The sequence below is a fragment of the Paenibacillus sp. MDMC362 genome, from assembly GCF_003269305.1.
Taxonomy (GTDB): domain Bacteria; phylum Bacillota; class Bacilli; order Paenibacillales; family Paenibacillaceae; genus Paenibacillus_AQ.
Window position 1 is genome coordinate 232702 of sequence record NZ_QLYT01000014.1, and the last position, 25154, is coordinate 257855.

The following is a 25154-nucleotide window of genomic DNA, read 5'->3' on the forward strand; positions in this document are numbered from 1 at the left end:
CATCATCCTCTTCAGGGGTTTGGCCCCCCGAAAAGTAGTATGTGATGAACATGAGGGCATTATTCTTTAAATGTTTAATGCCAATGTACGCGCCAAAATCACCCTAAATGGCTTCCTCCAAAACGGATGAAGGCAGAAAACGATAGGTCTCGATCGCGTTATCCAGGGTTCTCAGCATTTCCTCCGTGCATTTGCCGCTTCCGGTTTTGATGACCTGTACCTCGACGTCCTTCTTCCCCCACTCTTTAAACACTTGTTTGGTTGTGGAGAAATACAAATCGATTTTTTGCCCTTTGATCGCTGATCCGATATCCGCTACGATTCCATAACCATAGCCCGGTATATAGAGAATACTGCCAAGCGGAAATACATCCGGATCCGCGGCAATCGTAGATAGCGTATTTCGATCCCGCTTCACCTTCACCCCGGAGTAGGTGATCCCATATTGAGGATGTCCCGGCTTCTTCCCGGTCGATTCATAACCTGCCGTATAGCCCGTAGCGGTTACCTTCACCGTATGCAGCACCTGGTCCTCCCTAGGCGCAAGCACGGGCATGGATTCGCGTTTCTTGCCAGGCACGCCGGCCTTAGGCCCCGTATCCGGAACATCCAAGAATCTATTCATATCGCTAAAACCTGCTACTCGAAGCGCATAGAAGCGAGACATTTCCACGTAATCGGAGCCTTGAATTTCCCCGGATGGATCATACACATTTCTTAAGTCTGTTGAATCATAGGATTCGCTTAGAATCAGATTATGGGCTTCTGCTATTGAAGAACCTGCACTGAACAAGACGGCTGATAAAATAAAACCAGCAAAAAACCTCTGCCATTTTTTCCATTGGATCATGTGAGTACCTCCCCCTTACTAGCGAGGGTTCCCACTTCCCAAATAGAATATACGTGATGGCAGAGGTTTGCATGTCCCTTCGTTACTTAAGTTTAAAGCTAAACTTAAACGACGTGGGTGTTAATTTCTTCACGAAGCTTGAGGATGATCTCGTCGAGCGGCTGGGCCCCGATATCCCCTTCGCCGCGTTTGCGGACGGAAACCGCGCCCGCATTTTTCTCGTTCTCGCCAATGATGAACATGTAAGGAATCTTCTCGAGCTGCGCTTCCCGAATCTTGTAGCCCAGCTTCTCGTTGCGAAGATCCGGCTCCACAGAGATACCGGCGAATTGAAGCTTCTCGGCCACTTCCTTGGCATAATCTTCAAAAGCATTGGAGACCGGAATGACTTTCACCTGTACCGGTGACAGCCACAACGGCAGCGCACCCGCAAAATTCTCAAGCAAGAACGCAGTGAAGCGTTCCATGGTGCCCAAAATGCCGCGGTGGATAACGACCGGACGATGCTTCTGGCCATCGTCGCCGACATATTCCAGCTCAAAGCGCTCAGGCAGCAGGAAATCGAGCTGAACCGTTGACAGTGTCTCTTCCTTGCCTAGAGCCGTACGGATCTGAACGTCGAGCTTCGGACCGTAGAAGGCAGCTTCGCCTTCGGCCTCATAGAACGGCATATCCAGGCTTTCGACGACTTCGCGCAGCATGCGCTGGGACATTTCCCACATTTCATCATTCTGGAAATACTTCTCGGTATCCTGCGGATCCCGGTAAGAAAGACGGAAGCGGTAGTCATGGATGCCAAAGTCCTTGTAGACCGTCATGATCAGCTGAATGACCCGTGCAAACTCTTCCTTGATTTGATCCGGACGGCAGAAAATATGCGAGTCGTTCAACGTCATCGCGCGCACCCGATGCAAGCCGGTCAGCGCGCCGGACATTTCATAGCGGTGCTGCATGCCAAGCTCAGCAATACGGATCGGCAGATCCCGGTAGCTGTGCATATCGCTCTTATATACCATCATATGGTGAGGACAGTTCATCGGACGAAGAACAAGCTCCTCGTTGTCCATCTCCATTTTCGGGAACATATCCTCCTGATAGTGCTCCCAGTGACCGGAGGTTTTGTACAGCTCCACGTTTCCGAGCACAGGCGTGTACACGTGCTGGTACCCGAGGCGCTCTTCCATGTCCACGATATAACGCTCCAGGGTACGGCGCAATTTCGCGCCGTTTGGCAGCCAGATCGGCAGGCCTTGTCCAACAAGCTGAGAGAACGTAAACATTTGCAATTCCTTGCCCAGCTTACGATGATCGCGTTTCTTGGCTTCTTCCAGCAGATGAAGATGCTCATCCAGCTGCGCTTTTTTCACGAACGCCGTACCGTAAACACGCTGAAGCATTTTGTTCTTGCTGTCGCCGCGCCAGTATGCGCCCGCCACATTCATTAGCTTGAATACTTTGATCTTGCCGGTTGAAGGAACATGCGGTCCACGACAGAGATCAAAGAACTCGCCTTGCTCATAGATCGTAATAACGCTATCCTCAGGCAGGGCATTGATCAGTTCCAGCTTGTACGGATCCCCGAGCTCGCCGAAGATGCGCAGCGCTTCCGCACGGCTTACTTCCTTGCGGACAATCGGAAGATTCTCGCCGATAATGCGTTCCATTTCCTTCTCGATCTTTTGCAGGTCCTCCGGATTCAAAGGCTCTTCCAGATCCATGTCATAGTAGAAGCCGTCCTCAATGACCGGACCCACGCCCAGCTTTACTTCTTTCGCTCCATACAAACGCTTGGTCGCTTGAGCCAGCAAATGCGCTGTACTATGACGCATCACTTCAAGCCCTTCGGGCGTATCCTGCGTTACGATCTCGATCAAAGCTCCATTCTGAAGCGGTGTCGAGAGATCCACCACGATCCCGTCCATTTTTCCCGCGACCGCATTCTTTCGAAGTCCGCTGCTGATTGAAGCAGCCACATCCTCAATACTGCTGCCCGCCTCATACTCCCGTACGGAGCCGTCAGGCAATTTAATGCTAATAGCCACCTTGTATTCCTCCCAAGACAAAGAATTTCACGTTTCTTCCATATATGAAGGACGCGTTAGTCTCCCCGCGAAGACAGGCATGGACCATTGAGGTGCCCGCCTGGACTTCAACGAAAGATACCGGACATGCAAAAAACACCCGTCCCGCGAAGGGACGAGTGTTATACCCGTGGTTCCACCCTAATTCGATCTCTTTCCACCTTATGTACTGGGTACATAAACGATTAAGATCCTTCATCAGCATTGAGTAACGGTCATGAACCGGTGAAGCCTACTCATCCGCATTCATCATGACGTGCGGGTTCGACGACACAGCTACAAAGGGGTAAATCAATGGTGAACCGGAGGAAATTGCAGCCGAGGTTTCCTCTCTCTGAGCGGTCAAACCCAAAATTGATTCATGTCTTTGTCAGAGCTTTTACGTGAATTTATCAGTAATTATAATCCTGACCGCTTCGATGCGTCAAGTCATCATTCGTCCGCTACCGAGAAGCGCGCTGCATTCGGGACAGCTGCAGCATACTTCGGCGCGGTTATCAAAGATATGAGCCAATGTGACGATGACGGGAAGCTCTGGCTGCCTCGTGTGGATTATCATGCGGGCCGGAGATACCGATATCAGCGTACTGACCACCATATCTTCAATCTCCATATCCTGGTCCAGCCTTTCCATAACGAGTCCTTCATCCCGAGGGCGTTCAATCGGGCGAAGATTGCCATCCAGCAGCAGGAACTCTTCCTCCCCCTTATGAATGACGTGAACCAGCGGCATTTTGGGCTCCTGAAAATAAACAAAATATTTCAGCAGGCTCACGAACTCCTCGTACTGCTGATCGAGCATAAATTCATCCACTGCATACTCCGCCATCTCGCGGAGCTCCTGTTCATAGGACTGAAGCCGGAAGGTTATAAACCCATCCAGATTAAGCTCAGGCGCCTCGTTCAGGCATTGATATATGCCTTCCGACAGCTTGCGTCTGCGGCTCTGCCAGAAATCCCCGGACGGGCCTTCCTCTTTTTGCAAGAGCATCAAAAACCACTGCAGAATCCGCCCCGCTTCTTCCTCATCATCAAACTCGAATTCCGAGAACATCAACCGTGCAGCAATCTCCTGCTCTTTCTCTTCCATAATATAAGCAGTGACTGCTTCGGCAGTGAGCCGGCGCAGCGTGTCGGCCGACGCGGTCCATGAGGACAGCGGAAGCTTGCCGGAGCACGTCCAAATCACGCGGTCATCCGAAGCGCTGAATGTGAATTTCAGCTGCTTGCATTGTTTATGTAGCTCTTTCTGCTTGTCTGACAATATACGGTGAAACGCCTTTTTCTCGTCTTCCGTCCGTGTACCGACAGAAATGCTGAACAGTTCCATGGAATCACTCCTTTCGAGTTCCCTTTTCAGTATATGGGGACCCGCTCGGGGATATACGGAACTCCTGCTTGGAAAAACAAGCAAGTCCGGAAATTATCTAATAAATGGCCGCAGCCTTAAAATGTCCATCGACGCACATTCTCTCCGAACCTAAATTAAAAAGACGGACCGAGTTGCTCGGCCCGCCCTGCGGATCTTCATGAAGTATAGAATTAGTTCTGCATGACGAAGTCGCGCTCAACGGTGCTGTTATCTTCGAACACGCGCAGAATATCATACCGGGTGTTGCGTTGTGCCGGGATGTTGCCGGTCTCCCGGATCAATTGAATAATCGATTCAATATTGACTTTATAGACGGCTCCTGCGGAAGAAACCACGTTCTCCTCCATCATCGTGCTGCCAAAGTCATTACAGCCGTAGCTGAGTGACAGCTTGCCGATTTCAGGTCCCATCGTTACCCAAGACGACTGCAGATTCGGAACGTTATCGATCGCCAGGCGACCGATGGCTACCGTCTTCAAGTACGCCTCCGGCGTTTCTCGCTCCCGCTTAAGGTTCGTATTGTCCGGCTGGAACGTAAATGGAATGAAGGCCAGGAAGCCTTTGGAATCATAACCGTTCTGAATGCATTCATCCTGCGCATCACGTACGCGCAGCATATGGAGCGCACGCTCTTCCATCGTCTCGCCCAGACCGATCACCATGGTAGCCGTCGTGTTCATGCCGACTTTATGGGCCGTTTGCATGACATCCATCCACTGGCGCCATGTGCCTTTCAGACGACTTACCTTTTTGCGGATACGATCATCCAAAATCTCGGCGCCGCCGCCAGGCAATGAGTCCAGACCCGCGCTGTGAAGCTCGCGCATCACCTCTTCGAGCGTAAGCCCGGAGATCTCCACCATTTTCATGATCTCAGCCGGGGAGAAGGAATGCATCGTGATGTTAGGAAACCGCTTCTTAATGTTGCGAAGCAGGTCGGTATAATAATTGAACGGCAAATCCGGATTGACGCCGCCCTGCATCAGAATTTCAGTACCGTTCACGTCCTCGGTTTCCTGAATCTTCTGGAAGATTGTTTCATCGGGCAGTACATAGCCCTCGGAAGAGCCGGGTCTGCGATAAAAAGCGCAAAAACGGCAGAATACATCACATATGTTCGTGTAATTGATATTCCGGCCGATAACAAATGTCGTGATAGGATCCGGATGCAGACGCTTTGTCATCACATCCGCCGCATGACCAATTTTCTCAATCTCATCACTTTCAAAAAGCGTTACGGTATCTTCCAGGTTCAAACGCTCACCGCGTAAAGCTTTATCCAATATACGGTTTACCGCACTCATTCTTGCAGCCTCCCTACTTAGAGCAAAATAACAAATCACCAGCAAAACTTTTTCTATCTCATCCTACCACAATCCGGCATTAAAAACGACATCCCGTCCGTGACAGGATGCCGAATTCTATGATTTGGCAAATCTTTAAATAACGTTCCTTGCTTTCACGCAAATCATTAGTAACCGGCAGCAAAAGCCCGATCCAGATCAGCAATCAGATCGTCCACATCCTCAAGTCCGACCGAGAAACGGAGCAAGCCATCCGTAATTCCGCGTTCATGCCGAACCTTCTCGCCCATGGCTGCATGCGACATCATTGCCGGATACGACAGGATGCTCTCCACGGCTCCCAGGCTGACCGCTACCAGCGGCAGCTTCACATGGTTCAGCACCTGCTTGGCGCGTTCGCCTGAGCCGACGTCGAAGGAGATGACCGCGCCATAACCGCTTGATTGCTTCTCATGGACTTCACGTCCCGGATGATTCAAGAGACCAGGGTAGTACACTTGCTCAATGTCGCTTCTTCCTTGCAGCCATGCCGCCAGCTTGGCTGCGCTTTGCTCGGAGTGGGCCATACGTGTGCTCAGTGTCTTCATGCCGCGCATAAGGAGCCAGGAATCCTGGACCCCAAGCACCGTGCCCAAACCATTTTGCAGCTGCTTCAATCGGTCTCCCAGCTCCTCGGTTCTGGCTACCGCGAGACCTGCCAGCACATCGCTGTGCCCGCCTAGGAATTTGGTCGCGCTGTGGATGACGATATCCACGCCGAACTCTATCGGACGCTGGTAATACGGCGTCATGAACGTATTATCCAGCAGAGTAAGCAGGCCATGCTCCTTCGCCCAATCCGTCACCGCGCCAATGTCGGTAATTTTCAGGGTCGGGTTCGAAGGGGTCTCCATATAAACGGCTTTCGTATTCGGTTTGAGGGCTGCCTTCACTTGATCCAGATCGGTCATGTCCACGAAGGTGCTCTCGATGCCCATACGGCTTAAAATGCTGGTCAGAAGGCGGTAGGTTCCGCCGTACACATCCTCCGTCACGATCATATGATCCCCCGCAGAGAGCAGCATGAACGAACTGGAGATCGCAGCCATACCGGAAGCATAAGCGAAACCGCGTACGCCTCCCTCCAAGAGGGCGATATAATCCTCCAGCGCCTGCCGCGTCGGATTGCCGGAACGGCTGTAATCGTGTTGCGGCGGGTTAAAGATGTCTTCATGATGAAACGTCGAGGCTTGGTAGATCGGAACGCTTGAAGCGCCGGTTGCCCGGTCGATTTCCCCGCCGAAATGCAAGAGTTTCGTCTCGAAACGAAGTTCTTCTTCGTGCCCCCGTTTAGCAGCTAACTGTTTGGTTTGCGTTTCCAAGCCGGATGGACCTTTATCGATGCTCATTTTCCCGTACTCCCTTCCACTTCAGCCATGGCTGCGCTCAGTGCAGCATCCAAATCCGCGATCAGGTCATCCGCATGCTCAATGCCGACCGAGAACCGGAGCAAGCGGTCATCCACGCCGATCGCTTCCCGAATCTCAAGCGGGATGTCCGCATGGGTTTGGACGGCAGGGTAGGTCATCAGGGACTCGACGCCCCCCAGGCTTTCTGCGAACGCAATCAGTTTAATGTGCCGCAGCACAGGCTCCACATAGCGGGCGTCCTTCACCTTGAAAGAGAAGATGCCGGTGTTGCCGCTGGATTGGCGATTCTGGATGTCATGTCCCGGATGATCCGGAAGGCCAGGATAATACACCTCGCCGATCGCCGGGTGAGTGGTCAAAAACGTTGCCACTGCGGTTGCATTCGTCTCGTGCCGATCCATGCGCAGCGCTAGCGTCTTCATTCCTCTCATCAGCTGATAGGAATCCGTCGGGCTTAACACTGCGCCGATGGAGTTATGAAGGAACGCCATCTCCTCCGATAGTTCCTTGCCTTTCGTTACGATGATCCCTGCCAGCACATCGTTATGTCCGCCCAAATACTTGGTGGCGCTATGTATAACGATATCCGCCCCAAGCTCGATGGGTCTTTGGAAATACGGAGTCAAAAGCGTATTATCCACGATGCTGATCAGTTGATGGTGCCTTGCCCACGTACAGACGGCTTCAATATCCGTAATCATCATCAGCGGATTGGTCGGCGTTTCGATAAATACAGCCTTCGTGTTGGGCCTTCTTGCCCCTTCCAGCGCAACCAGGTCATTCGTGTCCACGTACGTAGCCGTAACGCCGAACTTGGACATAATCCGCTCCAGCAGCCTATACGTCCCACCATACAGATCCAGCGATACAATCAGATGATCCCCTTGGCCGAACAAAGCAAAAATCGTCTGAAGGGCAGCCATGCCCGAGCTGCAAGCAAAGCCGGCATCGCCGGATTCCAGCTCGGCGCAGGCGTCCTCCAGTACCGACCGGGTCGGGTTTTTCGTACGGGCGTAGTCAAACCCCGTGCTCTGGCCTAATTTGGGATGGCGGTATGCCGTAGCTTGATAAATCGGAAAATTCACGGCTCCGGTTACCGGTTCTTGCACCGAGCCGATCTGTGCCAGCCGGCTCTCTATATTAAAAGGTTTCTTCCCCATCACAAACTCTCCTCCCGTATACTGCTATATTTGCGGACCAATATCGTACGGCGTTTCCTGATATACATAGTAATTGAGCCAATTAGTAAATAATAAGTTTGCATGCGCCCGCCATATGGACGGAGGCGTCCTTGTTGGATCATTATTCGGGTAATAGTTGCGCGGCAGTTCGATGTCCATGCCTTTGGCAACGTCCCGGTCATACTCCCACTTCAGAGAGTCCGCATCATACTCGGAATGCCCTGTGGCAAAAATCTGCTTTCCATCCCGGCTTGATACCAAATAAATGCCTGCTTCCTCGGACTCGGACAGGATGACCAAATCGTCAATGCCTGTAATGTCTTCGCGCCGAACTTCCGTATGTCGGGAATGCGGAACAAAGAACATTTCGTCAAATCCGCGGAGCAGCTTGGTACATGTTTCATTGATCGTATGTGGAAACACGCCGAAGCATTTCTCCTCGAGGCTGTATTTCGGCACGCCGTAATGATAATAAAGCCCGGCCTGCGACGCCCAGCAGATATGGAGCGTGGAGGTCACATGCGTCTTGGTCCATTCAAAAATTTCAGTAAGCTCATCCCAGTAATTCACTTCTTCAAACTCCAACTGCTCAACCGGGGCTCCTGTAATGATCATGCCGTCAAAACGACGGTGTTTCACTTCTTCAAAGGTTTTGTAAAATGATTTCAGATGCTCAGCCGACGTATTCTTCGAAACGTGGGAACTCGGGTGAAGAAGGACAACATCCACCTGGAGCGGGGAGTTACCGATCAAGCGCAGCAGTTGGGTCTCCGTCGTTTCCTTGGTTGGCATCAGGTTCAGAATAGCGATCCGCAATGGGCGGATATCCTGATGAAATGCGTGACTCTCATCCATGACAAAAATGTTTTCTCCAGCCAGAACTTCCTTTGCCGGCAAGGCATCCGGAATTTTAATCGGCATCGTGGCTCACTCCTTCGAGATATGAAATGATACATCCATAAAAAAGCTGTGAGAAAGAGCGTTAGACTGTATAAACGCAAGAAGACCTTTCTCGAAGTAGAGAAAGGTCATCATATACGTATCACAATGCGCCTCTCTCATCTGTCAGACTATACAACGGCTTCGAAGAAGCGTCGTATCTCCTGCAAGAATTAGCACCGTGCGATGTTGCCGCCGGTTGCCGGGTTTCATAGGGCTAGTCCCTCCACCTGCTCTTGATAAGATTTCGCTTTATTCAGTTGTCTTAAATTGTTCGTAATTGATACTTACTTTAAATCATTCCCAATTTTTCGTCAAGAACCTTTTCATAAAGTCCGTCACACTTCACCGAAGGTTTCCATACCCTGTACAAATGGCCCTTGGCTGCACCGGATTTCAACTTGAAAGGTCCTACACCCGGCGTTATACTAGACAAGTGCTGTTTAAAACCGAGTATGAAAGAGGTGACATGGAAGATGGACGGTGACCCGAGCCAGAAACTGGATGCACAAGACGCACAACCGCATAGGATTAAGATCAGCTTACCGGCAGAGGGCGGCGTTATTTTTCATGCGCTTTTTATCGTATTCTAACCTTCCTTGATTATGCCCGTAAACCGGTGGGCTGATATCCTGTGCCTTTACTGCTTAACCAAGCAGCTTGTATTTGACAAAGGAGTGATATCAGATGAAAATCCGGTTGGTCGATTCGGGCGTATTTACCCCTGTTGATGACATCGAAATGACGCTGACACCTCCGGCCAGCGGCTTCTACTGGCTGGATGCGGACGTGGATGATTTAGCGGAACTGCAGCCCCTCTTCTCCCTGCATGATCTTGCGGTTGAGGATTGCCTCAGCGAAGAGGAACAGCGTCCCAAAATTGAAATATACGAGAACCACTATTTTATCGTCGTAAACAGCATCCGGTTTGACGACGAAGAGATTTTCCTTCGGGCATTGAATGTTTTCCTGGGCAGACATTTTATTATTACGGTGACCAAGCAAAAGATTCACGAGCTTCGCACCGTTAAACCGCTTCTCTGGGAGGATGAAGTCAGCACGCCTGACCGCTTCCTCTATCTCTTGATCGACCTCGTGACAGACAACTATTTCTCCGTCGGGGACCGCATCGAGGCGCGGATTGAAAAGCTGGAGGAAGACATTCTGATGCATACCAAAAAATCCCACCTCAGCGAAATCATCGGTCTTCGAAGCGAGATTCTTTGGTTGAAAAAGGTGCTTGGACCGCAGAAGGAAGTTATCAATACGCTAAACAAAAAAGATCTCCGGCTGATCGATGACCAGCTGCAAAAATATTTCAGCGATATCTATGAAAATGCCGTGAAAATTTCCGAAACATTCGAAACCTACCGGGATCTCATGGGGAACCTTCGAGAGGCTTACCAATCCAGTATCGCCAATCGGGCCAATGAAATCATGCGCGTGTTTACCGCCATTACAACGATCTTCATTCCACTGACGCTGATAACGGGCATCTACGGCATGAACTTTGACAATATGCCTGAGCTTCACTGGGAATATTCTTATTATGTAGTTATAGGCGTCATGATTTCTGCCGGTGCTCTCATGTTTTATCTGTTCCGTAAGAAAGACTGGATATGAAAATACCGAAACAATCAGGACGGATCTCCCTGCCGCAAGGGAATCCGTCCTGTTTCCATTACCTGGAATTAGCCTGCGTTCGCTTTACCAGGTTCTTCCCGCCGAAAGCGAATCCTGATCAGGCGCAGCCGCTCATACAGCTTCTCCGTTCCGCCAATCTCTTCTACCTCTCCATTGTGGGCTTGTCCTTCTCCATATACCCGTTGTAATACGGGTTTAAGAAATGTATCGCCCAGCTCCTCAAAAGCCTTCCATACCGTCGCCTGCTCGGTAGCCGTCATCTTATTCAGCTCAATCTCCAGCAGCTGCTCCGTATCATAACCTTCCTTCTCAAGACCTTCCAATTCCTCAACCAAATCTCGACGAGATAACGAAGTGCGTTCTTCCAGCTCGGTCAGCGAAGCTCCCTCGGCTATGCCAAGCAGCATCGTACGGCGAATTCGGAAGCGGTCCAGCTCTTGCTTGTAGCGCTGCTCCTTCTGCTTATACAGCCAGGACAAGAACACCTCTTCCTGCAGCTGCTTATCAACCCAATCCAGTGGAAAGGTTGTGGTCCGCTCGATTTTCGTCGTGATCTCCAGCCACTCCGCCCCATGCTCCGCAGACTTGCTGATCCCGATTCCAGGAAGCTGCAGCAGCTCTTCCTCATTCTGGGGGATGAAGGCGCTAATCATGCGCAGCACCCGATTGCTGGCAATGAAATAAGGTGCTTTTCTTCCGGAGGCCGCCTTTCTTCTGCGCCAGGCACACAGCTCCGTGTACAGCTCCTCCGAGCCATACAGCTCACTATAGCACTGCAGCTTCTGCACACCAAGATTCTTGCCTCCAGTCTCTCCCGGTTCATGGAAGACCCCCTCAACAAGCGGCCGGAACCCCTCTCCAAGCTTCTTCGCTAATTGATGTCGGTACACGCATAATAACTCATTCCACGAACTTCCTTCATACCACTCATCATCGGATACTTCACCGTCCGGTTCCATGTTCCGCCAACCGAGCCGCCATCCTCCCTCTTCCTCACCGATCCAGACTTGAGCAGAACGGAGGTGACCTGACTCATCCGCTCCGCTCATCTGATTCATGAATACAATCTGCATCCCTCGAATACCTCCCGTTTACGCATTCAGCACAGCGATGGAACAACGCAAAAAAGCACCTCTCCTCCGCCGTAGCGACAAAGAAAGGTGCTTCCCGTTCCATACGTTATACTGTTGAATTCATAATACCATAATCTGTAATAAAGTCAACTCACTCTATATAAGAAATAAAGTTAAGCTTGAACGCTCTTGGACTCATCTACTGCCAGCTTGGCCAACGCCAATGCACCGCAGAGACCCGCATTATCGCCGAGCATCGGCGGAACGATGAACTGATCAATTCCTTCATGAAGGCTTGGATGCTGTACATATCCGGCCAGCAGCTCCTGAAGCTTCGTGCGGATCAACGGGAACAACTGCTCCTGCTTCATAACGCCTCCGCCCATCACGATTCGCTGAGGGGACAGAATGAGGACATAATTCATCAGCGCTTGTGCCAGATAATAAGCCTCCATCTCCCAAGCCGGATGATCCGGCGTCAATTCCACACCGGGAACTCCCCACCGTTTGCCAAGAGACGGTCCGGCTGCAAGCCCCTCCAGGCAGTCAGCATGATAAGGACAGGTGCCTTCATACCGGTCTTCCGGATGGCGGCGCACATAAATATGCCCCATCTCCGGATGGGACAATCCGTGGATCAATTCACCAGCTACCACGGCGCCTGCCCCTACTCCCGTTCCGATGGTGATATACAGACAGCTATCCAGTCCCTGGGCAGCGCCCCACGTATATTCTCCAAGAGCCGCTCCGTTTACATCGGTATCAAACCCAATCGGAACATTAAAACGCTCTTCCAATGCTTTGACAATATTGTAATTGCTCCAATGCGGCTTCGGTGTCGTTGTAATGCAGCCATAAGTCGGGCTGCCCTTCACCGGATCAATCGGCCCGAAAGAACCGACTCCGATCGACTCTATATCCTTATCAGCAAAAAAGTTAAACACATTTGCCATGGTTTCTTCAGGGGTTGTTGTCGGAAAGCTCGCTCGCTCCACAACCGTTCCATCCTCCATACCCACGCCGCAAACGAACTTGGTTCCTCCAGCTTCAATTGCTCCAAGTAAACTCATGCTTCTTCCATCCTCTCCACGATGTGCTGTGCCTTGTTCTCTATATAGTTGCTAACAAGCTCTATTCGAAGCATATGTAAACATTATGCTCCCGTCAAGTCTGCCTGCCTCTTTCTTTGCTTCTGCCCGTTCCTGACGCGGCCAGTAACAGCCATGAGAACAAAATAATGACCGCCGTCCACGCCCATGCCAGCCCGCTCTCGCCGTTGCTTACCGCAACGTAAATCGCCGTGGGCAGCGTTTGCGTAACGCCCGGTATATTGCCTGCAACCATCCAGGTTGCCCCAAATTCCCCTAAACCTCTGGCAAAGGCAAGTATGAACGCCGATATTCCCGCTCTGCGAACAAGCGGCAGCGTAATCCAGCGAAGGACCTGCCATTCACCGGCCCCTGCCGATCGCGCCGAATCCTCAAGCTCCGGGTCCACGGACTCAAAGCCTACCCGCATGCTCTGATACACCAGCGGAAACGAGACCACAATAGCCGCTATGACCGCGGCCCCCCAACTAAAAATGATGGGCCTGGCAAACAGCCATTCGGCAGCTGAACCTATCCAGCTGTTTCTGCCCAGCATGACAAGCAGAAGAAAGCCAACCACCGTAGGCGGAAGCACGAGCGGTAGCATCAGCAGCGTTTCTACCGCCGTCTTGCCGACAAACGAGCGCCGGGACATCCAGCGCGCTGCTGCTGATCCCAGTATAAATGCAATGATGCTGGACAGCAGTGATGTTTTTATCGACAGCCATACCGGCATCCAGAACATTTCGGTCGTGGTCACGGCGATGCCTCCGCTACCTCAAATCCAGCCTCCGTGAAGATATCCCTGATCTCGGGATTCCGCATAAATTCGAGGAGCGCCTCGGCCTCCTTCGGATGCTTAGCATTACTAGGAACCGCTGCAGGATATTCGATCGGTTGGTGCTTGTCCGGATCGACCTCAAGCGCAAGCGTCGCCTTGGCGGAACTCTTCAGATCGGTTTTGTACACAAAACCGGCATCCGCATTCCCCGACTCTACATAAGCCAGAACTTGCGTAACGTCCTTGGCATACACCGCCTTGGATTCGACATCATCCCAAAGGCCTTCATTCTGGAGAGCCTCCTTGGCATACTCCCCGGCCGGTACAGTATCCGGCTGCCCGATAGCCAGAACGCGCACTTCGGGTTTTAATAAATCCGGTAATTGCTTCACGTTCTGTTTGCCGGCAGGCTCAATCAGCACCAATGCATTTCGAAACATCAGCTGAACCGCATCGGATTGCACGATCCCCTTCTCGACCAATCGATTCATCGGCTCCGTTGCCGCGGATATAAACAAGTCTACGGGCGCCCCTTGCTCAAGCTGTTGTCCAAGAGACCCCGAACCGCCGAAATTATAACGCAGCGTAACATTCGGAAACTCCGCTTCAAATCGTCGTCCGGTCTCTTCCAGGCTGGATTTGAGGCTTGCCGCTGCCGAAACCATAACTTCCACCTTCTTCTCGGCCCCTGCAGGCTGTTTAGAGGTGTCCGTTGAAGGAGTCTGGTCGGAAGCACATGCCGATACAAGAAGCAGCAATGCCCCGAACAGCAATCCGGTCATGATTGATATTCTTCCAAAATTAAACCGTCTCCGCATGGCTAGGAAACCACCGCCACCCCAAAAAGATGACCGAGGCTCTTCATCTCAAGCTCCTCCAGTTTGGTTAATGCACGTTCATGATCCACGCTTAAGCGGCATAGATCCAATTCGCACTCCATCGGAACCTCGCAATGGATTTCGGCCAAAGCCCGGGACAGATGCAGCATCTCCAAATCCGCCTCGATTTTGGTGCGGACCCCCTTGGTCAGTGAATCAAGATTCGCAAGAATGCCTTCCACGGATTCATACTCCTGAATCAGCTTGACTGCCGTTTTCTCGCCAATCCCGCGTACGCCCGGATAATTATCGCTCGTATCTCCCATCAGGCCCTTCACATCGATAACCTGTCTTGGAGAAAGTCCTTTTTCGGCATATAACGTTTCCGGGGTGTAGTGCATATAATTGCCGTGTCCCTTTTTCATAATAATGACGGAAGTCGAATCGTTCACGAGCTGAAGCAGATCATGGTCGCCCGACAGGATCATGACATTCATGCTGTCCCCGTACCGTCTGGCCAGCGTACCGATGCAATCATCGGCCTCATAGCCCACGACGCCCAGGTTCGGAATTCCCAGACATTCCGTCACATCGCGCACCAACGAAAACTGCGGAACCAGATCATCCGGCGCTTCCGGACGGTTGCCTTTATACGACGCAAACTGCTCTGTACGAAATGTTTTTGAACCCATATCCCAGCAGCACGCCACATGGGTAGGCTGAAATTTATCGATAGCATCCCACATATACCGCAGGAAGCCGTAAATCGCGTTGGTCGGAACACCCGCTTTGGTTCTGCGGATATAGCCGCTTGAGGCGGTTGCATAGTAAGCACGAAATAATAAAGCCATCCCGTCTACAAGCATTAAGGATGGTTGTTGATTGGGTATCACAGTCATGATCGCTCCTAACTTTAACTTCTCTGATATAACCTTAAATATACCTTATCATTATACCATATCCCTATATAGACTTGGGCTTGTTATAAGGTATTTCTTTGAATTTCCTGTCATTGGCTGTTTCATAAGAAAAACGTCTATCGACGTGCTTTCTCAGCAGACAGATCGCATTTAGCGGAAGTTTTTCTTGCGAGAAAAGAATGCTAAGCCTCGGATGGTTATACTTTCTTAGCACTTAAAACAAAAGAACATCCCGGCGGTCGAAAGACCTAGGGATGCTCTACCTTCATCAGCAAGAGAATGTGTATATATGCCGGATCATTGCCCTTCAATCATCGGGGTCAACAGCTCTTTTAACCAGACCCTATCGGGCATGTCATCGCTTCCGGAAAAATCCATTCTACTTCTGCCATGACTCCTGATATTGTTCCGCCTTAAAGCCGACGGTCACTTTACTGCCGTCCGTCACGATCGGACGCTTAATTAATCTGCCGTTGGACGACAACAGCTCGATCTTCTCCTCATCGGAGAGCCCAGGCAGCTTGTCCTTCAGATTCATTTCCTTGTAAACCTCGCCGCTCGTATTGAAGAATTTCTTGAGTTCCAGGCCGCTCTTGGCGATAAGGTCGGCTAATTCTTCCTTCTGTGGCGGTTGTTCAAAAATATGTTGAAGTTCCAGCTCATATCCTTCGTTCTGCAGCCATTTGACCGCGTTACGGCATGTCCCGCATTTCGGATATTGATATACTTTCAGTTTGCTCATTCGATACGTTCTCCTTCTAATGTTGTTTTGAACCTACTTAAGTCGCCTCTTCAGCGAGCATGTTTCTCAGTGAGTTCATATCCTCAGGAAGCGGGGCTTTGAATGTCATGGCGCTCCCCTCAATCGGGTGAATCAGCGTCAGGCTCGCTGCATGCAGCGCCTGCCGGCCCATATAGCGGTCCAGCCTCATGATCATTGCGGCTTCCAGATCTGCTGGACCGGCAGCGAAGTCCGAAGCCGCCTCCGCTCCATCTGATCGTAACTCCCGATCGCTGTAAACCGGATGCCTATACATCTGATCTCCAATCAATGGACAACCGATGCTAAGCATATGCACCCGAATTTGATGGGTACGGCCCGTTTCCAGCTTTAATTCGATCAAGGATGCGGAAGGGTAAGCTTCGCATACCTTATACCGCGTAAGCGAAGGATATCCTTCGGGAGTTACGATGCGGCGGTGGGGCTCTAACGGGTCCCGATCAATCGGACCGTCAATATCACCTGAGGGCAAAGCAGGCTTGCCATGAACAAATGCCGCATACCTCTTGTCAACCGTGCCGGCTATCATTTGTTCGGAAACATGCTGGTGAATATATGCATTCTTCGCAATCACCAACACGCCGGAAGTCTCCTGGTCCAGCCTGTGAACCGCTCTGAACCGGTATTTCCAGCCCTTCTCCTGCCAATAGTGAACGACGCCGTTCGCCAGCGTGTCCGTATAATGCCCGTGTGTCGGATGGACAATGATCCCCGCCGGCTTGTTCAAGACAAGCAGATGTTCATCCTCGTACAGAATATGAAGGTTCATCGGCTGGGGCAGCATATCGTCCGATCGTTCCTGCTCCATCCGGATTTCGATCAGATCTCCGGCATGCACGTTAACGCTAATGTATACACGGGCCCCGTTCAGCATGATGCCCTGCTCAGTCAACTTGAGGCGCGACAGCAGCTTACGGGATACCCCCATCCGTTTTTGCAAAATGGTCTTAAGCAGCATGCCGTCTTCCTGTGGGGACACGACATAACTGATAGGCGGATAATACAAACTCATGAATTACCGAAACACCTTTCCGCTTCGCTCATATTCGACATCCGGAATCCCGGCGTGCACATTGGCTGCCCGTGCAGTAACAAAGAAATAGTCGGACAATCGGTTCAAATACCGGCGGACCTCCGGATTGATTTCCGTGGTTCGCTGCAGCGAAACGGTCAAACGCTCGGCGCGGCGGCATACGGTCCGACATACATGAAGCAGCGAAGACAACGCGCTTCCGCCTGGCAAGATAAAACGCTCAAGCGGTGGGTTCTTCTCCTCGAAAGCATCCAGCCATACCTCCAGATTGTCCACAAGCTCGGCGCTTACCTTGAGTTTATCCTCACGAGGTCTCGCATAGGCCAGATCCGAGCCGCAATCGAACAGTTCATGCTGGATTCGAACAAGCTGAAGATGCAGCTCCTCAAAATCGGCTTCCTTGGCCAAAAACACGGCTTGACCGACAAAGCTGTTCAATTCATCAATCGTGCCATACGCTTCTATGCGAGGATCATCCTTGGGTACACGACCGCCAATAATTGAAGTTTCCCCTGCGTCTCCCGTTCTCGTATATACCTTCATCACATTATCCTCCATTTCATCGTCCGATCCTTATTCATGAACACCATATATCTTAAGATTATAGAATTTATAGTTTCAGCGAAGCAAAGCAATTCTATAATCGCAAGAAAAACTTCCTTTTACCGCGGTCTGTCTTCTGAGGAAGTATGTCGATAGACGTTTTTCTTATTATGCTCCACTATAGCATAATTTCGAATCAGGGTCCCTCTACGCCGGAATAAGTCCAGGCCAATTATGATTACGGGACGGTTTTTACATCAGAAGGAATCATTTAAACGCAAACAAGGCTGATCCGTGAGGCATCTAGCCCCAGGAACAGCCTTGTTATTATTCAATCAGATCGTATTTTATAGTTTCTTTTTGGGATGGGCCTTCATATATTCGTTAATCTTCAAGTCCAGCAAGCTGCTGATTTCGATGACAATCTCCGATGTGAAGGACTGCTCTTCCAAAAAAATTTGTTCCATCTTTCGGCGAAGCATGTGAATTTCGTCTTCCAAGGTAATTTCCTGAGGAGTGGATTTGGCTGATTTAATTGACCATTTACCGTGATTATTGTCTTCAGCCGTATAGTCACCACGGTAGTTTGACAATTCATAATCACAAAACACTGGTGATCCCTCCTTGGAAAGTAAAATTCTGCCCCCAAAATAAAATTATAACATATATTTTGCCAATGGAAAGTGATTTTTTTGTTAATTCAAGGAAAAAGTTCAACGATTTCCTTGCCTACTTTATTTTTTCCACAAAATTGCCCATTCTCTCCAAGGCCTCATTCAGTTGGGCAATGGATGTAGCATATGAGCAGCGAATGAATCCTTCCCCGCCAAGACCGAATGCGGTGCCCGGTACGGCAGCCACTTTCGCCTCGGTCAGCAAGCGCTGGGCAAATTCATCCGAGCCGAGTCCCGTTCGCTTGATGCTCGGGAATGCGTAGAACGCTCCCTGTGGCTCGTGGCAATCCAAACCGATCTCGCGCAGCCCTTGAACCACGAGCCTGCGCCGCTGGTTATAGGATTCAACCATTCGATCCTTTTCCCCCATGCCGTTACGCAATGCTTCGAGCGCGGCGACTTGCCCCATTGCGGGTGCACACATGACCGTATACTGGTGGATTTTCAGCATGGCGCCGATCAGATCCGAATGAGCACACACATACCCCATACGCCAACCTGTCATAGCAAATGCCTTCGAGAAGCCGCTCACCAGGATGGTACGGTCCATCATGCCTGGCATCGAGGCAAAGCTGACGTGCTTGCCTTCATACGTGAGCTCAGCATAGATTTCATCGGAGATCACAATCAGATCGTGTTTTTCCACTACTTCTGCAATGGGCAGCCAATCCTCATAAGTCATGATCGCTCCTGTTGGATTGCTCGGGTAACACAGAATCAAAATCTTTGATTTGGGGGTGATTTGCGCTTCGAGCGCCTCGGCCGTCAGTTTGAATTGATGCTCTGCCGTCGTTTCAATACCAACGGGCACCCCGCCACCGATTGAAGCAATCGGCGAGTATGAAATGTAACACGGCTCGGGGATCAGAATTTCATCTCCGGGAACAATCAAGGCACGCAGCGCCAGATCAATCGCTTCACTGCCGCCTACGGTTACGATCATTTCATTGGCAGGATTATAGTTCACGTGGAAACTGTCGTTCAAATATTCCGCGATCGCCTCCCGCAGTTCAGGCATACCGGCATTGGACGTATATCCTGTAAACCCGCGCTCCAATGAATATACGCAGGCTTCTCGTACATGCCACGGCGTTACGAAATCAGGCTCGCCGACGCCAAGTGTGATAATATCCTTATTTCCACTAACGAGATCAAAAAACTTCCGAATTCCGGAGGGCTGAATGTCCCTGACCCTAGGCGCCAAATAGGAGCTCATCGATTTCCTGTTATTTTCTGCAAGCTGCTGTTCATTCACAATCATAGCACACGCTTCCTTTACGGCGAGATCAGGAGACGATTGTCTTCTTGACGCTCTTCAAAGATAATCCCGTCTTGTTTATATTTTTTCAAAATAAAATTCGTTTTGGTCGATAGTACAGAATCGATAGGTGACAGCTTTTCCGAAACAAAGTTCGCCACCTCACGCAAGTTTCCGCCTTCCACTTCAACCAGCAAGTCGTAGGCGCCAGACATAAGATAGACCGACTTCACCTGCGGGAATAAATAAATCCGTTCCGCAATTCCTTCAAAGCCTCTTCCGCGCTCAGGTGTAATTTGAACCTCGATCAGCGCCGTAACCTTCTCGTCTTCCACCTTGCCCCAGTTGACTACGGTCGCATACTTAACAATGACGTGATCTCGTTCAAGCTCCGCAATGGAGGTCTTTACTTCTTCCTCATCTACACCGAGTAGAGTAGAGAGCAGAGCCGGCGATCTTCTCGCGTCTTCTTTCAGCAGATCAAGCACCTTCAGTTTCAATTCGCTAAGCTCTTCCATATACGTATCCTCCAGCACTTATTCCGAATAACCGTTCTTATAGCATGATATATCGGAACAGAGATTAATACTTATATTACAATAACTTACACGGGATGTGCAAAAAAAAATACCGATGCATGCCTGCAGCGACGGCTGCGGGGATCATCGGCTTATAGATTGAGTTAACCATGGGATCATTGGGTTACATTATTAGATGAAGGTGCTACATTGGTGGCATGCGGCGCTACATTCGGGTGATGCGCGAACGCGCCCATGCTGGAAGTTTTTTGGTTGATGGTTTCCCGAGTTTTTTGCAGCGCCTGCTGCGCTTGCTTATACTGCTTGTCCACATCGTATTTCAATGCATGCCGAGGCGCGGTATACATGTTCTGCTGCTTCATCATATTAAAAAACTCGCCTTGCAGTCTCAGTGTATCCGCGGTCAAATCCGTAAACATTTGGCGTACCTCAGGGCAAGAGGCTTCCGTCGTGGCTGTTGTATACTCTCGAACGGCACGCTTCAGCTCTCCCAGAATAGGGCTAAGCATATCCTCTTCGGGCAGGTATGAAGATCCATTAGGGGTTACCATAAGTCGTTCCTCCTTAACATTTTGCTTCCTGGTCTGTACATCTCCTCTTATTGAGGCTGCGTCGGCGCGATATTGCTGTGAATCTGCAGAGCGTTCACCAATGTGTCCAGATGCTGCTCATGGCGTTTTACGAATCCCAGCAGCGCCTGCTGGATCGCTGGATTCTGGCTGGCTGCGGCTGTCGCGGCACAATGCTTGGCCAGCATGGCTTCGTTGGAGATGCAATCCGCAATATAGTCAAGTTCCTTTGAGGTTAGAGGCTGTAATTGCTGATTAGGTAGCATCATTGTGTTCCCCTTTCCGTTTAGTTTGCACAGGAGCTAGTATGCCACCTATATAAAAATCTATGTCGTGAGATGTCATGAAAAACGAAAGGAACGTCCAAACTAACAATGATGTGACAATGAGGGGGTGAGGAACATGTTACTGACCGGCGGAATAACGCCCTGGAAATATTTAAACACTGAACCTGTAAAAAAATACCCCGGTCTGTCGGAACAGCTCAGCTGTGACGTGCTCATAATCGGCGGCGGTATAAGCGGGGCGCTGATGGCCTATGTGCTGACCATGCAAGGCGTGGACACCGTCCTACTGGAGAAAAAACGCGTATGCGAAGGCAGCACATCCGCCAATTCGGGGCTCTTGCAATTTTCTAACGACTGCCCCCTATCTGATCTGATCCAACAATTTGATGAACAACGGGCTTCCTCCTTCTACATGATGTGCAGACATGCGGTACGCCGGATTACCGAAATCGCAAATCATCTGTCCAGGGATTCCGGCCTGATCACCCGAAGCAGCCTCTACTATGCCAGTACCCCCCAAGATGTCGGCATGATTCGGCATGAGTATGACCTGCTCAAACGGAAGGACTTCGATGTGGAATACTGGGACCGCGAGCATGTGAAGGCTAATTTCCCGTTCTCAAAAGAAGCGGCCATCTATGCCCGCGGGGATGCCGAAATCGATCCTTACCGTTTCGGGCATAATCTTCTCCAAGATGCCAGCGATCGTGGGCTGCGAGTTTACGAAAATAGCGAAGTGAAAGAAACTCGGTATACCGATAGCGATGTCACCGTCTTCACCGATCAAGGAAGCGTTCTGGCCAGGAACATCATCTGGGCCACCGGGTATAGCACCCAGGAATGGAAGCCTGATTATCAAGCGGAGCTGCTCAACACCTATGCCATCCTGACAGAGCCGGTATCCGATCTGTCTTCATGGTATGAGCGCGCATTCATATGGGAAACAAATCGCCCTTATCTCTATTTCCGGACAACGGCGGATCAGCGAATCATAGCCGGAGGGCTGGATGAGCCGCTGCCTCCTTCCGGCAAACCAGACGAGTACGCTGAACCAAGAAGCCGGAGATTGTTAAATGAAATTCATCAGCTGTTCCCCCATATGACGGATTTGAGAATCGCTTGCAGTTGGGCCGGCGTATTTGCCACAACCAAAGACGGCATCCCGCTGATCGGCAGACATCCGAAATATCCGCACAGCTACTTTATCGAGGTGTATGGCGGAAACGGGACCGTATACAGCATGATCGCGGCGGATCTGCTGGGCGAGACGATTGGAGGCCGTGAACCCGAAGAACTGAAATGGTTCTCCCTGACACGGCCAATGGACCTTAAGATGACATAAAATAATAGAAGGTATCTCCAAGCAGCCCATGCAGCCTTGGAGATACCTTCTTTGCGTGTACGGATTGCGCTCTTACGCAGTCGATTTGATCAGCAAACCGTTCGTAGGCTAGCGGATTCTTTGACCGAGGAATGTGATTGGGGTCTAGGTGATTTGACCTTTGGAAGGGAACAGCTTTCGTATAAACAGCCACGATCCGATAGGGGACGCTCCCAGGAACAACAGCAGCAACGTCACCGTTAACGTGTCCTGTCTAAATGACAGGACAAGAATAAACACCAGCAGACCCGTAATTCGGCCTATGGTTAGACTGAGCTCCCGCAGCACGACCAGTTCCACCCGCTTCTCCACGTTTTCATGATTCACTCCCATAAGATCAAAGCTGGCCGATATAGCCGGCATCATGTACAGCGGGATGAACAGCGACGTCCCGATTCCCAGCACCAACAGCGTCGTATAGTTGACGGCAAACAGCAGCGGTAAAATGACCAGCAGCATCAATATGGAACCTACCAGCATGCCGGTTTTACGGAATTTGGGCTTGAACCACTTCCCGCAGGCCCAGTAGCTGACCAGCGAAACCGCCGAAGTAATCAATGCAAACTGTCCCAGCTTCGATTCCTGATCCGTCGCCACAAAAACAAGGAGCGTAATGAGAAAGGAAAACACCCCTTCCCTGATTCCCTGAACGGCCAAGCCGAATACCGCGTATTTCCATACGCCGCCCTCCTTGAGCCTGCTCAACCCCTCCAGCCAATGATAGCCGCTTTGGACCGGCCGTTTTCGCAGAAAAAAGCTCAGCACCACCGTCACGGCGAAGATGACCATCGATACGGTGAAAATAAACCGATAACCTTGATCCCCATGCATCATCGTGATGACCCAGCCCGCCAGCCACGGGCCGATAATCCCCGTAATGGAGCCCAGGAGTCCGATCCAGCCATTAAACCAGTCCCGATTCTCCGCGCTCGAAACCTCAAAATAGACCACATTAAAGGCTAACCAGAACAATCCTAATGACACGCCGAACAGCAAACCGAGAGGCCAAATATAATGGACGGCGTCCCGCCCTGCCCACAGAACGCACAAATAAAACAGGCCGGAAACTGCAATTCCCAGGCGAAGCGCATTCATTTTGTTATGCTCCTTCACCCATTTGCCGGCGGCCCAGAACGTCAAGCCCAACGCGACCTGCTGAGCAATCGTGAACCAACCCAGCATCGTATAATCCTGGCGGCTTTTCCATAGGTATACGTTGAGGAACGTACCCGACAATGCACTCGATAAGATAAACAACCCATGAACTGATAACAGAAGTATAGCCTGGGGGTCCTTTGTCAATTTCATATACAGTTCCTCCCTCGCCTTCACACTTGAAGTCCAAGGTATTTTACCCCTTGAATCCCCACTTCATGAACAAAAAAAAGGAAACCGCCGATAGCAGTTTCCTTAAGTTCGCGCGGATCGGCACACAGCGCCTTTCCGTAACTCTATTCCTTTTTATGGATAAAACTCTTGATCATCCGAAGCCGGTCATTCTCTGCCAGATTATACTGTACATGGAAGCATCCAGGGCACACATATACGTTTAAATCATATGGCGGCTGAAGGATAGGGCCTTGAATCAAGGCTGCGTGAACCGGCTGAAAGCCTTCCCCGCTCACGTGCTGCGTTCCGGCATGAAGCATATACTCCCGGCAATGCAAGCACTCGGGAACCTCCTCTTGCTGGTCCAGAATCCCCTCTACGGTCTCCTCAAATGCAAATAGGTCGTGATCCTCCCCGTACTTATCCACGGTACGAAGCGAGGACAGCGATTCATGGTCGGATCCCCAAATACGTTGAAGATCACCTGCCTCCTCATCGGAAGCCTCATAATCCTCTTCATATTCCTCCGGATCGTCCTGTGTTTCCTCGTCTTCCAATGCGATATTCAATGTGCGGTAGCCTTTCAGCTCATTCGCACAATGAGGACAGGTATCTTCGGGACCTATCTCTTCATCCCACACAATCTCACTTTGGCACCATGGGCAAACCGTCGGTTCCATCGATCATTCATCCCTTTCTTATTCAAACGGCCATGGATGGCCCTGTTAACTTTATTTTTATTGAGACATCAAGTATACAATACCCGCCACAAAAAAAATCAAGGCGGCCGCAAACAATATCCGCGGTAAATATTTCATCGTCCTTTTCCTCCCGAAGCCCTTAAATGATGCTCGCTCCAATAATGTAAGATAAAGATACGGTGATAAGAAGTACGATCAAGCCCACTGCTCGGTTATCCTTGCCAATCTCTTCATCGACCGAAAACACAGGCGTCAAGAACTCAAGCAACCAATAAGCCAATAAAAGCAGTATAAACCCGAAGAACGACCATTTAATCATGCCATAAATGGACGGATTGGCCGTTATGCTGTACCGCATCACGTTACAGATGCCGAAGATCTTCCCGCCGGTCGCCATGGCCGCGGCAACATTTCCTTTTCGTATTTCATCCCAGCAATTGTACTTGGTAACCAATTCAAAGCAATACAAGTAAACAATAAGTGCAAGTATCGCAACCGAGAAATAGCCGACAAGCACCCCGAGTGGATGGGTCAGCAAATGATCAATCGCTTCCGTCATTACCTTATTTCCTCCCTGATATAAACGGGATGCGGCACCT

Annotated in this window: 25 protein-coding genes and 1 riboswitch; of the genes, 2 read left to right on the plus strand and 23 right to left on the minus strand. The window is 50.6% G+C overall.

Features of this window, described 5'->3' with window-relative positions:
• Window positions 1-103 precede the first annotated feature (103 nt).
• The 7 genes from DP091_RS06800 to metA form a co-directional block, all read right to left on the minus strand.
• Window positions 104-850: a 3D domain-containing protein gene (locus tag DP091_RS06800; RefSeq protein ID WP_113057617.1), complete on the minus strand. Its 747-nt coding sequence runs from the start codon at window positions 848-850 to the stop codon at window positions 104-106.
• 104 nt (window positions 851-954) lie between these two features.
• The gene (gene thrS / locus DP091_RS06805; protein WP_113057618.1) at window positions 955-2892 is read right to left on the minus strand and encodes a threonine--tRNA ligase; all 1938 of its coding nucleotides are present in this window, start codon (window positions 2890-2892) and stop codon (window positions 955-957) included.
• Window positions 2893-3355: 463 nt separating this feature from the next.
• Window positions 3356-4261, minus strand: a complete 906-nt coding sequence (locus tag DP091_RS06810) for a putative sporulation protein YtxC (RefSeq protein ID WP_113057619.1) — start codon at window positions 4259-4261, stop codon at window positions 3356-3358.
• A gap of 212 nt (window positions 4262-4473) precedes the next feature.
• Entirely contained in the window at window positions 4474-5607 is a 1134-nt protein-coding gene (gene mqnC / locus DP091_RS06815) for a cyclic dehypoxanthinyl futalosine synthase (protein WP_015737124.1), read from the minus strand.
• Window positions 5608-5774: 167 nt separating this feature from the next.
• Window positions 5775-6995, minus strand: coding sequence for an aminotransferase class I/II-fold pyridoxal phosphate-dependent enzyme (locus DP091_RS06820; protein ID WP_258394417.1), 1221 nt, complete (start codon window positions 6993-6995; stop codon window positions 5775-5777).
• The gene (locus DP091_RS06825) at window positions 6992-8176 is read right to left on the minus strand and encodes a PLP-dependent transferase (protein WP_113057620.1); all 1185 of its coding nucleotides are present in this window, start codon (window positions 8174-8176) and stop codon (window positions 6992-6994) included. The genes DP091_RS06820 and DP091_RS06825 overlap by 4 nt, the downstream gene beginning before the upstream one ends.
• A 24-nt stretch (window positions 8177-8200) precedes the next feature.
• Window positions 8201-9118, minus strand: coding sequence for a homoserine O-acetyltransferase MetA (gene metA / locus DP091_RS06830; RefSeq protein ID WP_113057621.1), 918 nt, complete (start codon window positions 9116-9118; stop codon window positions 8201-8203).
• Between the two features lie 134 nt (window positions 9119-9252).
• A riboswitch (SAM riboswitch) is annotated at window positions 9253-9382 on the minus strand.
• 441 nt (window positions 9383-9823) lie between these two features.
• On the opposite strand from metA, the gene corA reads away from it, so the two are divergent.
• Window positions 9824-10759 carry a magnesium/cobalt transporter CorA gene (corA, locus tag DP091_RS06835; RefSeq protein ID WP_113057622.1) on the plus strand — a complete coding sequence of 312 codons (936 nt, stop codon included), beginning with the start codon at window positions 9824-9826 and terminating at the stop codon, window positions 10757-10759.
• Between the two features lie 68 nt (window positions 10760-10827).
• Here corA and DP091_RS06840 read toward each other — a convergent pair whose 3' ends face one another.
• From DP091_RS06840 to DP091_RS06900, 13 genes are all read right to left on the minus strand, one after another.
• Complete coding sequence (locus tag DP091_RS06840) at window positions 10828-11853, minus strand: HRDC domain-containing protein (protein ID WP_113057623.1); 1026 nt, start codon at window positions 11851-11853, stop codon at window positions 10828-10830.
• Between the two features lie 173 nt (window positions 11854-12026).
• Window positions 12027-12923: an ROK family protein gene (locus DP091_RS06845; protein ID WP_113057624.1), complete on the minus strand. Its 897-nt coding sequence runs from the start codon at window positions 12921-12923 to the stop codon at window positions 12027-12029.
• 94 nt (window positions 12924-13017) lie between these two features.
• Window positions 13018-13701 (minus strand): molybdate ABC transporter permease subunit, encoded by a 684-nt coding sequence (gene modB / locus DP091_RS06850; protein ID WP_258394418.1) that lies wholly within the window; start codon window positions 13699-13701, stop codon window positions 13018-13020.
• Window positions 13698-14504, minus strand: coding sequence for a molybdate ABC transporter substrate-binding protein (gene modA / locus DP091_RS06855; protein ID WP_258394419.1), 807 nt, complete (start codon window positions 14502-14504; stop codon window positions 13698-13700). The genes modB and modA overlap by 4 nt, the downstream gene beginning before the upstream one ends.
• Before the next feature lie 38 nt (window positions 14505-14542).
• Entirely contained in the window at window positions 14543-15439 is an 897-nt protein-coding gene (locus DP091_RS06860; protein WP_181469742.1) for a 5'-3' exonuclease, read from the minus strand.
• A gap of 400 nt (window positions 15440-15839) precedes the next feature.
• Complete coding sequence (locus DP091_RS06865) at window positions 15840-16202, minus strand: arsenate reductase family protein (protein WP_113057626.1); 363 nt, start codon at window positions 16200-16202, stop codon at window positions 15840-15842.
• A gap of 37 nt (window positions 16203-16239) precedes the next feature.
• Window positions 16240-17253, minus strand: a complete 1014-nt coding sequence (locus DP091_RS06870) for an RluA family pseudouridine synthase (RefSeq protein ID WP_113057627.1) — start codon at window positions 17251-17253, stop codon at window positions 16240-16242.
• Window positions 17254-17256: 3 nt separating this feature from the next.
• The gene (locus tag DP091_RS06875) at window positions 17257-17817 is read right to left on the minus strand and encodes a cob(I)yrinic acid a,c-diamide adenosyltransferase (protein ID WP_071222697.1); all 561 of its coding nucleotides are present in this window, start codon (window positions 17815-17817) and stop codon (window positions 17257-17259) included.
• A gap of 347 nt (window positions 17818-18164) precedes the next feature.
• Window positions 18165-18428 (minus strand): aspartyl-phosphate phosphatase Spo0E family protein, encoded by a 264-nt coding sequence (locus tag DP091_RS06880; protein WP_009590300.1) that lies wholly within the window; start codon window positions 18426-18428, stop codon window positions 18165-18167.
• A gap of 118 nt (window positions 18429-18546) precedes the next feature.
• Complete coding sequence (locus DP091_RS06885) at window positions 18547-19752, minus strand: aminotransferase class I/II-fold pyridoxal phosphate-dependent enzyme (RefSeq protein ID WP_113057628.1); 1206 nt, start codon at window positions 19750-19752, stop codon at window positions 18547-18549.
• Between the two features lie 14 nt (window positions 19753-19766).
• Window positions 19767-20267 carry an Lrp/AsnC family transcriptional regulator gene (locus DP091_RS06890; RefSeq protein WP_071222693.1) on the minus strand — a complete coding sequence of 167 codons (501 nt, stop codon included), beginning with the start codon at window positions 20265-20267 and terminating at the stop codon, window positions 19767-19769.
• Window positions 20268-20443: 176 nt separating this feature from the next.
• The gene (locus DP091_RS06895) at window positions 20444-20839 is read right to left on the minus strand and encodes a spore coat protein (protein WP_113057629.1); all 396 of its coding nucleotides are present in this window, start codon (window positions 20837-20839) and stop codon (window positions 20444-20446) included.
• Window positions 20840-20886: 47 nt separating this feature from the next.
• On the minus strand, window positions 20887-21123 hold the full coding sequence (locus DP091_RS06900) for a hypothetical protein (RefSeq protein ID WP_113057630.1): 237 nt from the start codon (window positions 21121-21123) through the stop codon (window positions 20887-20889).
• Between the two features lie 136 nt (window positions 21124-21259).
• Here DP091_RS06900 and DP091_RS06905 point away from each other — a divergent pair, with 136 nt between their 5' ends.
• Window positions 21260-22486 (plus strand): NAD(P)/FAD-dependent oxidoreductase, encoded by a 1227-nt coding sequence (locus tag DP091_RS06905; protein WP_113057631.1) that lies wholly within the window; start codon window positions 21260-21262, stop codon window positions 22484-22486.
• Window positions 22487-22630: 144 nt separating this feature from the next.
• On the opposite strand, the gene DP091_RS06910 is transcribed toward DP091_RS06905, so the two are convergent.
• The 3 genes from DP091_RS06910 to DP091_RS06920 form a co-directional block, all read right to left on the minus strand.
• Window positions 22631-23857, minus strand: a complete 1227-nt coding sequence (locus DP091_RS06910) for an MFS transporter (RefSeq protein WP_373456900.1) — start codon at window positions 23855-23857, stop codon at window positions 22631-22633.
• 119 nt (window positions 23858-23976) lie between these two features.
• Entirely contained in the window at window positions 23977-24534 is a 558-nt protein-coding gene (locus tag DP091_RS06915; protein ID WP_113057633.1) for a hypothetical protein, read from the minus strand.
• A 160-nt stretch (window positions 24535-24694) separates the two neighbouring features.
• The gene (locus DP091_RS06920) at window positions 24695-25114 is read right to left on the minus strand and encodes a DUF350 domain-containing protein (protein ID WP_113057634.1); all 420 of its coding nucleotides are present in this window, start codon (window positions 25112-25114) and stop codon (window positions 24695-24697) included.
• Window positions 25115-25154 lie beyond the last annotated feature (40 nt).

Bases quoted from the DNA above. Each gene is read 5' to 3' on its own strand.
- DP091_RS06800 (WP_113057617.1), bottom strand. From the start codon at position 850: ATGATCCAATGGAAAAAATGGCAGAGGTTTTTTGCTGGTTTTATTTTA.
- DP091_RS06810 (WP_113057619.1), bottom strand. From the start codon at position 4,261: ATGGAACTGTTCAGCATTTCTGTCGGTACACGGACGGAAGACGAGAAA.
- mqnC (WP_015737124.1), bottom strand. From the start codon at position 5,607: ATGAGTGCGGTAAACCGTATATTGGATAAAGCTTTACGCGGTGAGCGT.
- DP091_RS06820 (WP_258394417.1), bottom strand. From the start codon at position 6,995: ATGAGCATCGATAAAGGTCCATCCGGCTTGGAAACGCAAACCAAACAG.
- DP091_RS06825 (WP_113057620.1), bottom strand. From the start codon at position 8,176: ATGGGGAAGAAACCTTTTAATATAGAGAGCCGGCTGGCACAGATCGGC.
- metA (WP_113057621.1), bottom strand. From the start codon at position 9,118: ATGCCGATTAAAATTCCGGATGCCTTGCCGGCAAAGGAAGTTCTGGCT.
- corA (WP_113057622.1), top strand. From the start codon at position 9,824: ATGAAAATCCGGTTGGTCGATTCGGGCGTATTTACCCCTGTTGATGAC.
- DP091_RS06840 (WP_113057623.1), bottom strand. From the start codon at position 11,853: ATGCAGATTGTATTCATGAATCAGATGAGCGGAGCGGATGAGTCAGGT.
- DP091_RS06845 (WP_113057624.1), bottom strand. From the start codon at position 12,923: ATGAGTTTACTTGGAGCAATTGAAGCTGGAGGAACCAAGTTCGTTTGC.
- modA (WP_258394419.1), bottom strand. From the start codon at position 14,504: ATGACCGGATTGCTGTTCGGGGCATTGCTGCTTCTTGTATCGGCATGT.
- DP091_RS06860 (WP_181469742.1), bottom strand. From the start codon at position 15,439: ATGACTGTGATACCCAATCAACAACCATCCTTAATGCTTGTAGACGGG.
- DP091_RS06865 (WP_113057626.1), bottom strand. From the start codon at position 16,202: ATGAGCAAACTGAAAGTATATCAATATCCGAAATGCGGGACATGCCGT.
- DP091_RS06870 (WP_113057627.1), bottom strand. From the start codon at position 17,253: ATGAGTTTGTATTATCCGCCTATCAGTTATGTCGTGTCCCCACAGGAA.
- DP091_RS06875 (WP_071222697.1), bottom strand. From the start codon at position 17,817: ATGAAGGTATATACGAGAACGGGAGACGCAGGGGAAACTTCAATTATT.
- DP091_RS06885 (WP_113057628.1), bottom strand. From the start codon at position 19,752: ATGATTGTGAATGAACAGCAGCTTGCAGAAAATAACAGGAAATCGATG.
- DP091_RS06890 (WP_071222693.1), bottom strand. From the start codon at position 20,267: ATGGAAGAGCTTAGCGAATTGAAACTGAAGGTGCTTGATCTGCTGAAA.
- DP091_RS06895 (WP_113057629.1), bottom strand. From the start codon at position 20,839: ATGGTAACCCCTAATGGATCTTCATACCTGCCCGAAGAGGATATGCTT.
- DP091_RS06900 (WP_113057630.1), bottom strand. From the start codon at position 21,123: ATGCTACCTAATCAGCAATTACAGCCTCTAACCTCAAAGGAACTTGAC.
- DP091_RS06905 (WP_113057631.1), top strand. From the start codon at position 21,260: ATGTTACTGACCGGCGGAATAACGCCCTGGAAATATTTAAACACTGAA.
- DP091_RS06915 (WP_113057633.1), bottom strand. From the start codon at position 24,534: ATGGAACCGACGGTTTGCCCATGGTGCCAAAGTGAGATTGTGTGGGAT.
- DP091_RS06920 (WP_113057634.1), bottom strand. From the start codon at position 25,114: ATGACGGAAGCGATTGATCATTTGCTGACCCATCCACTCGGGGTGCTT.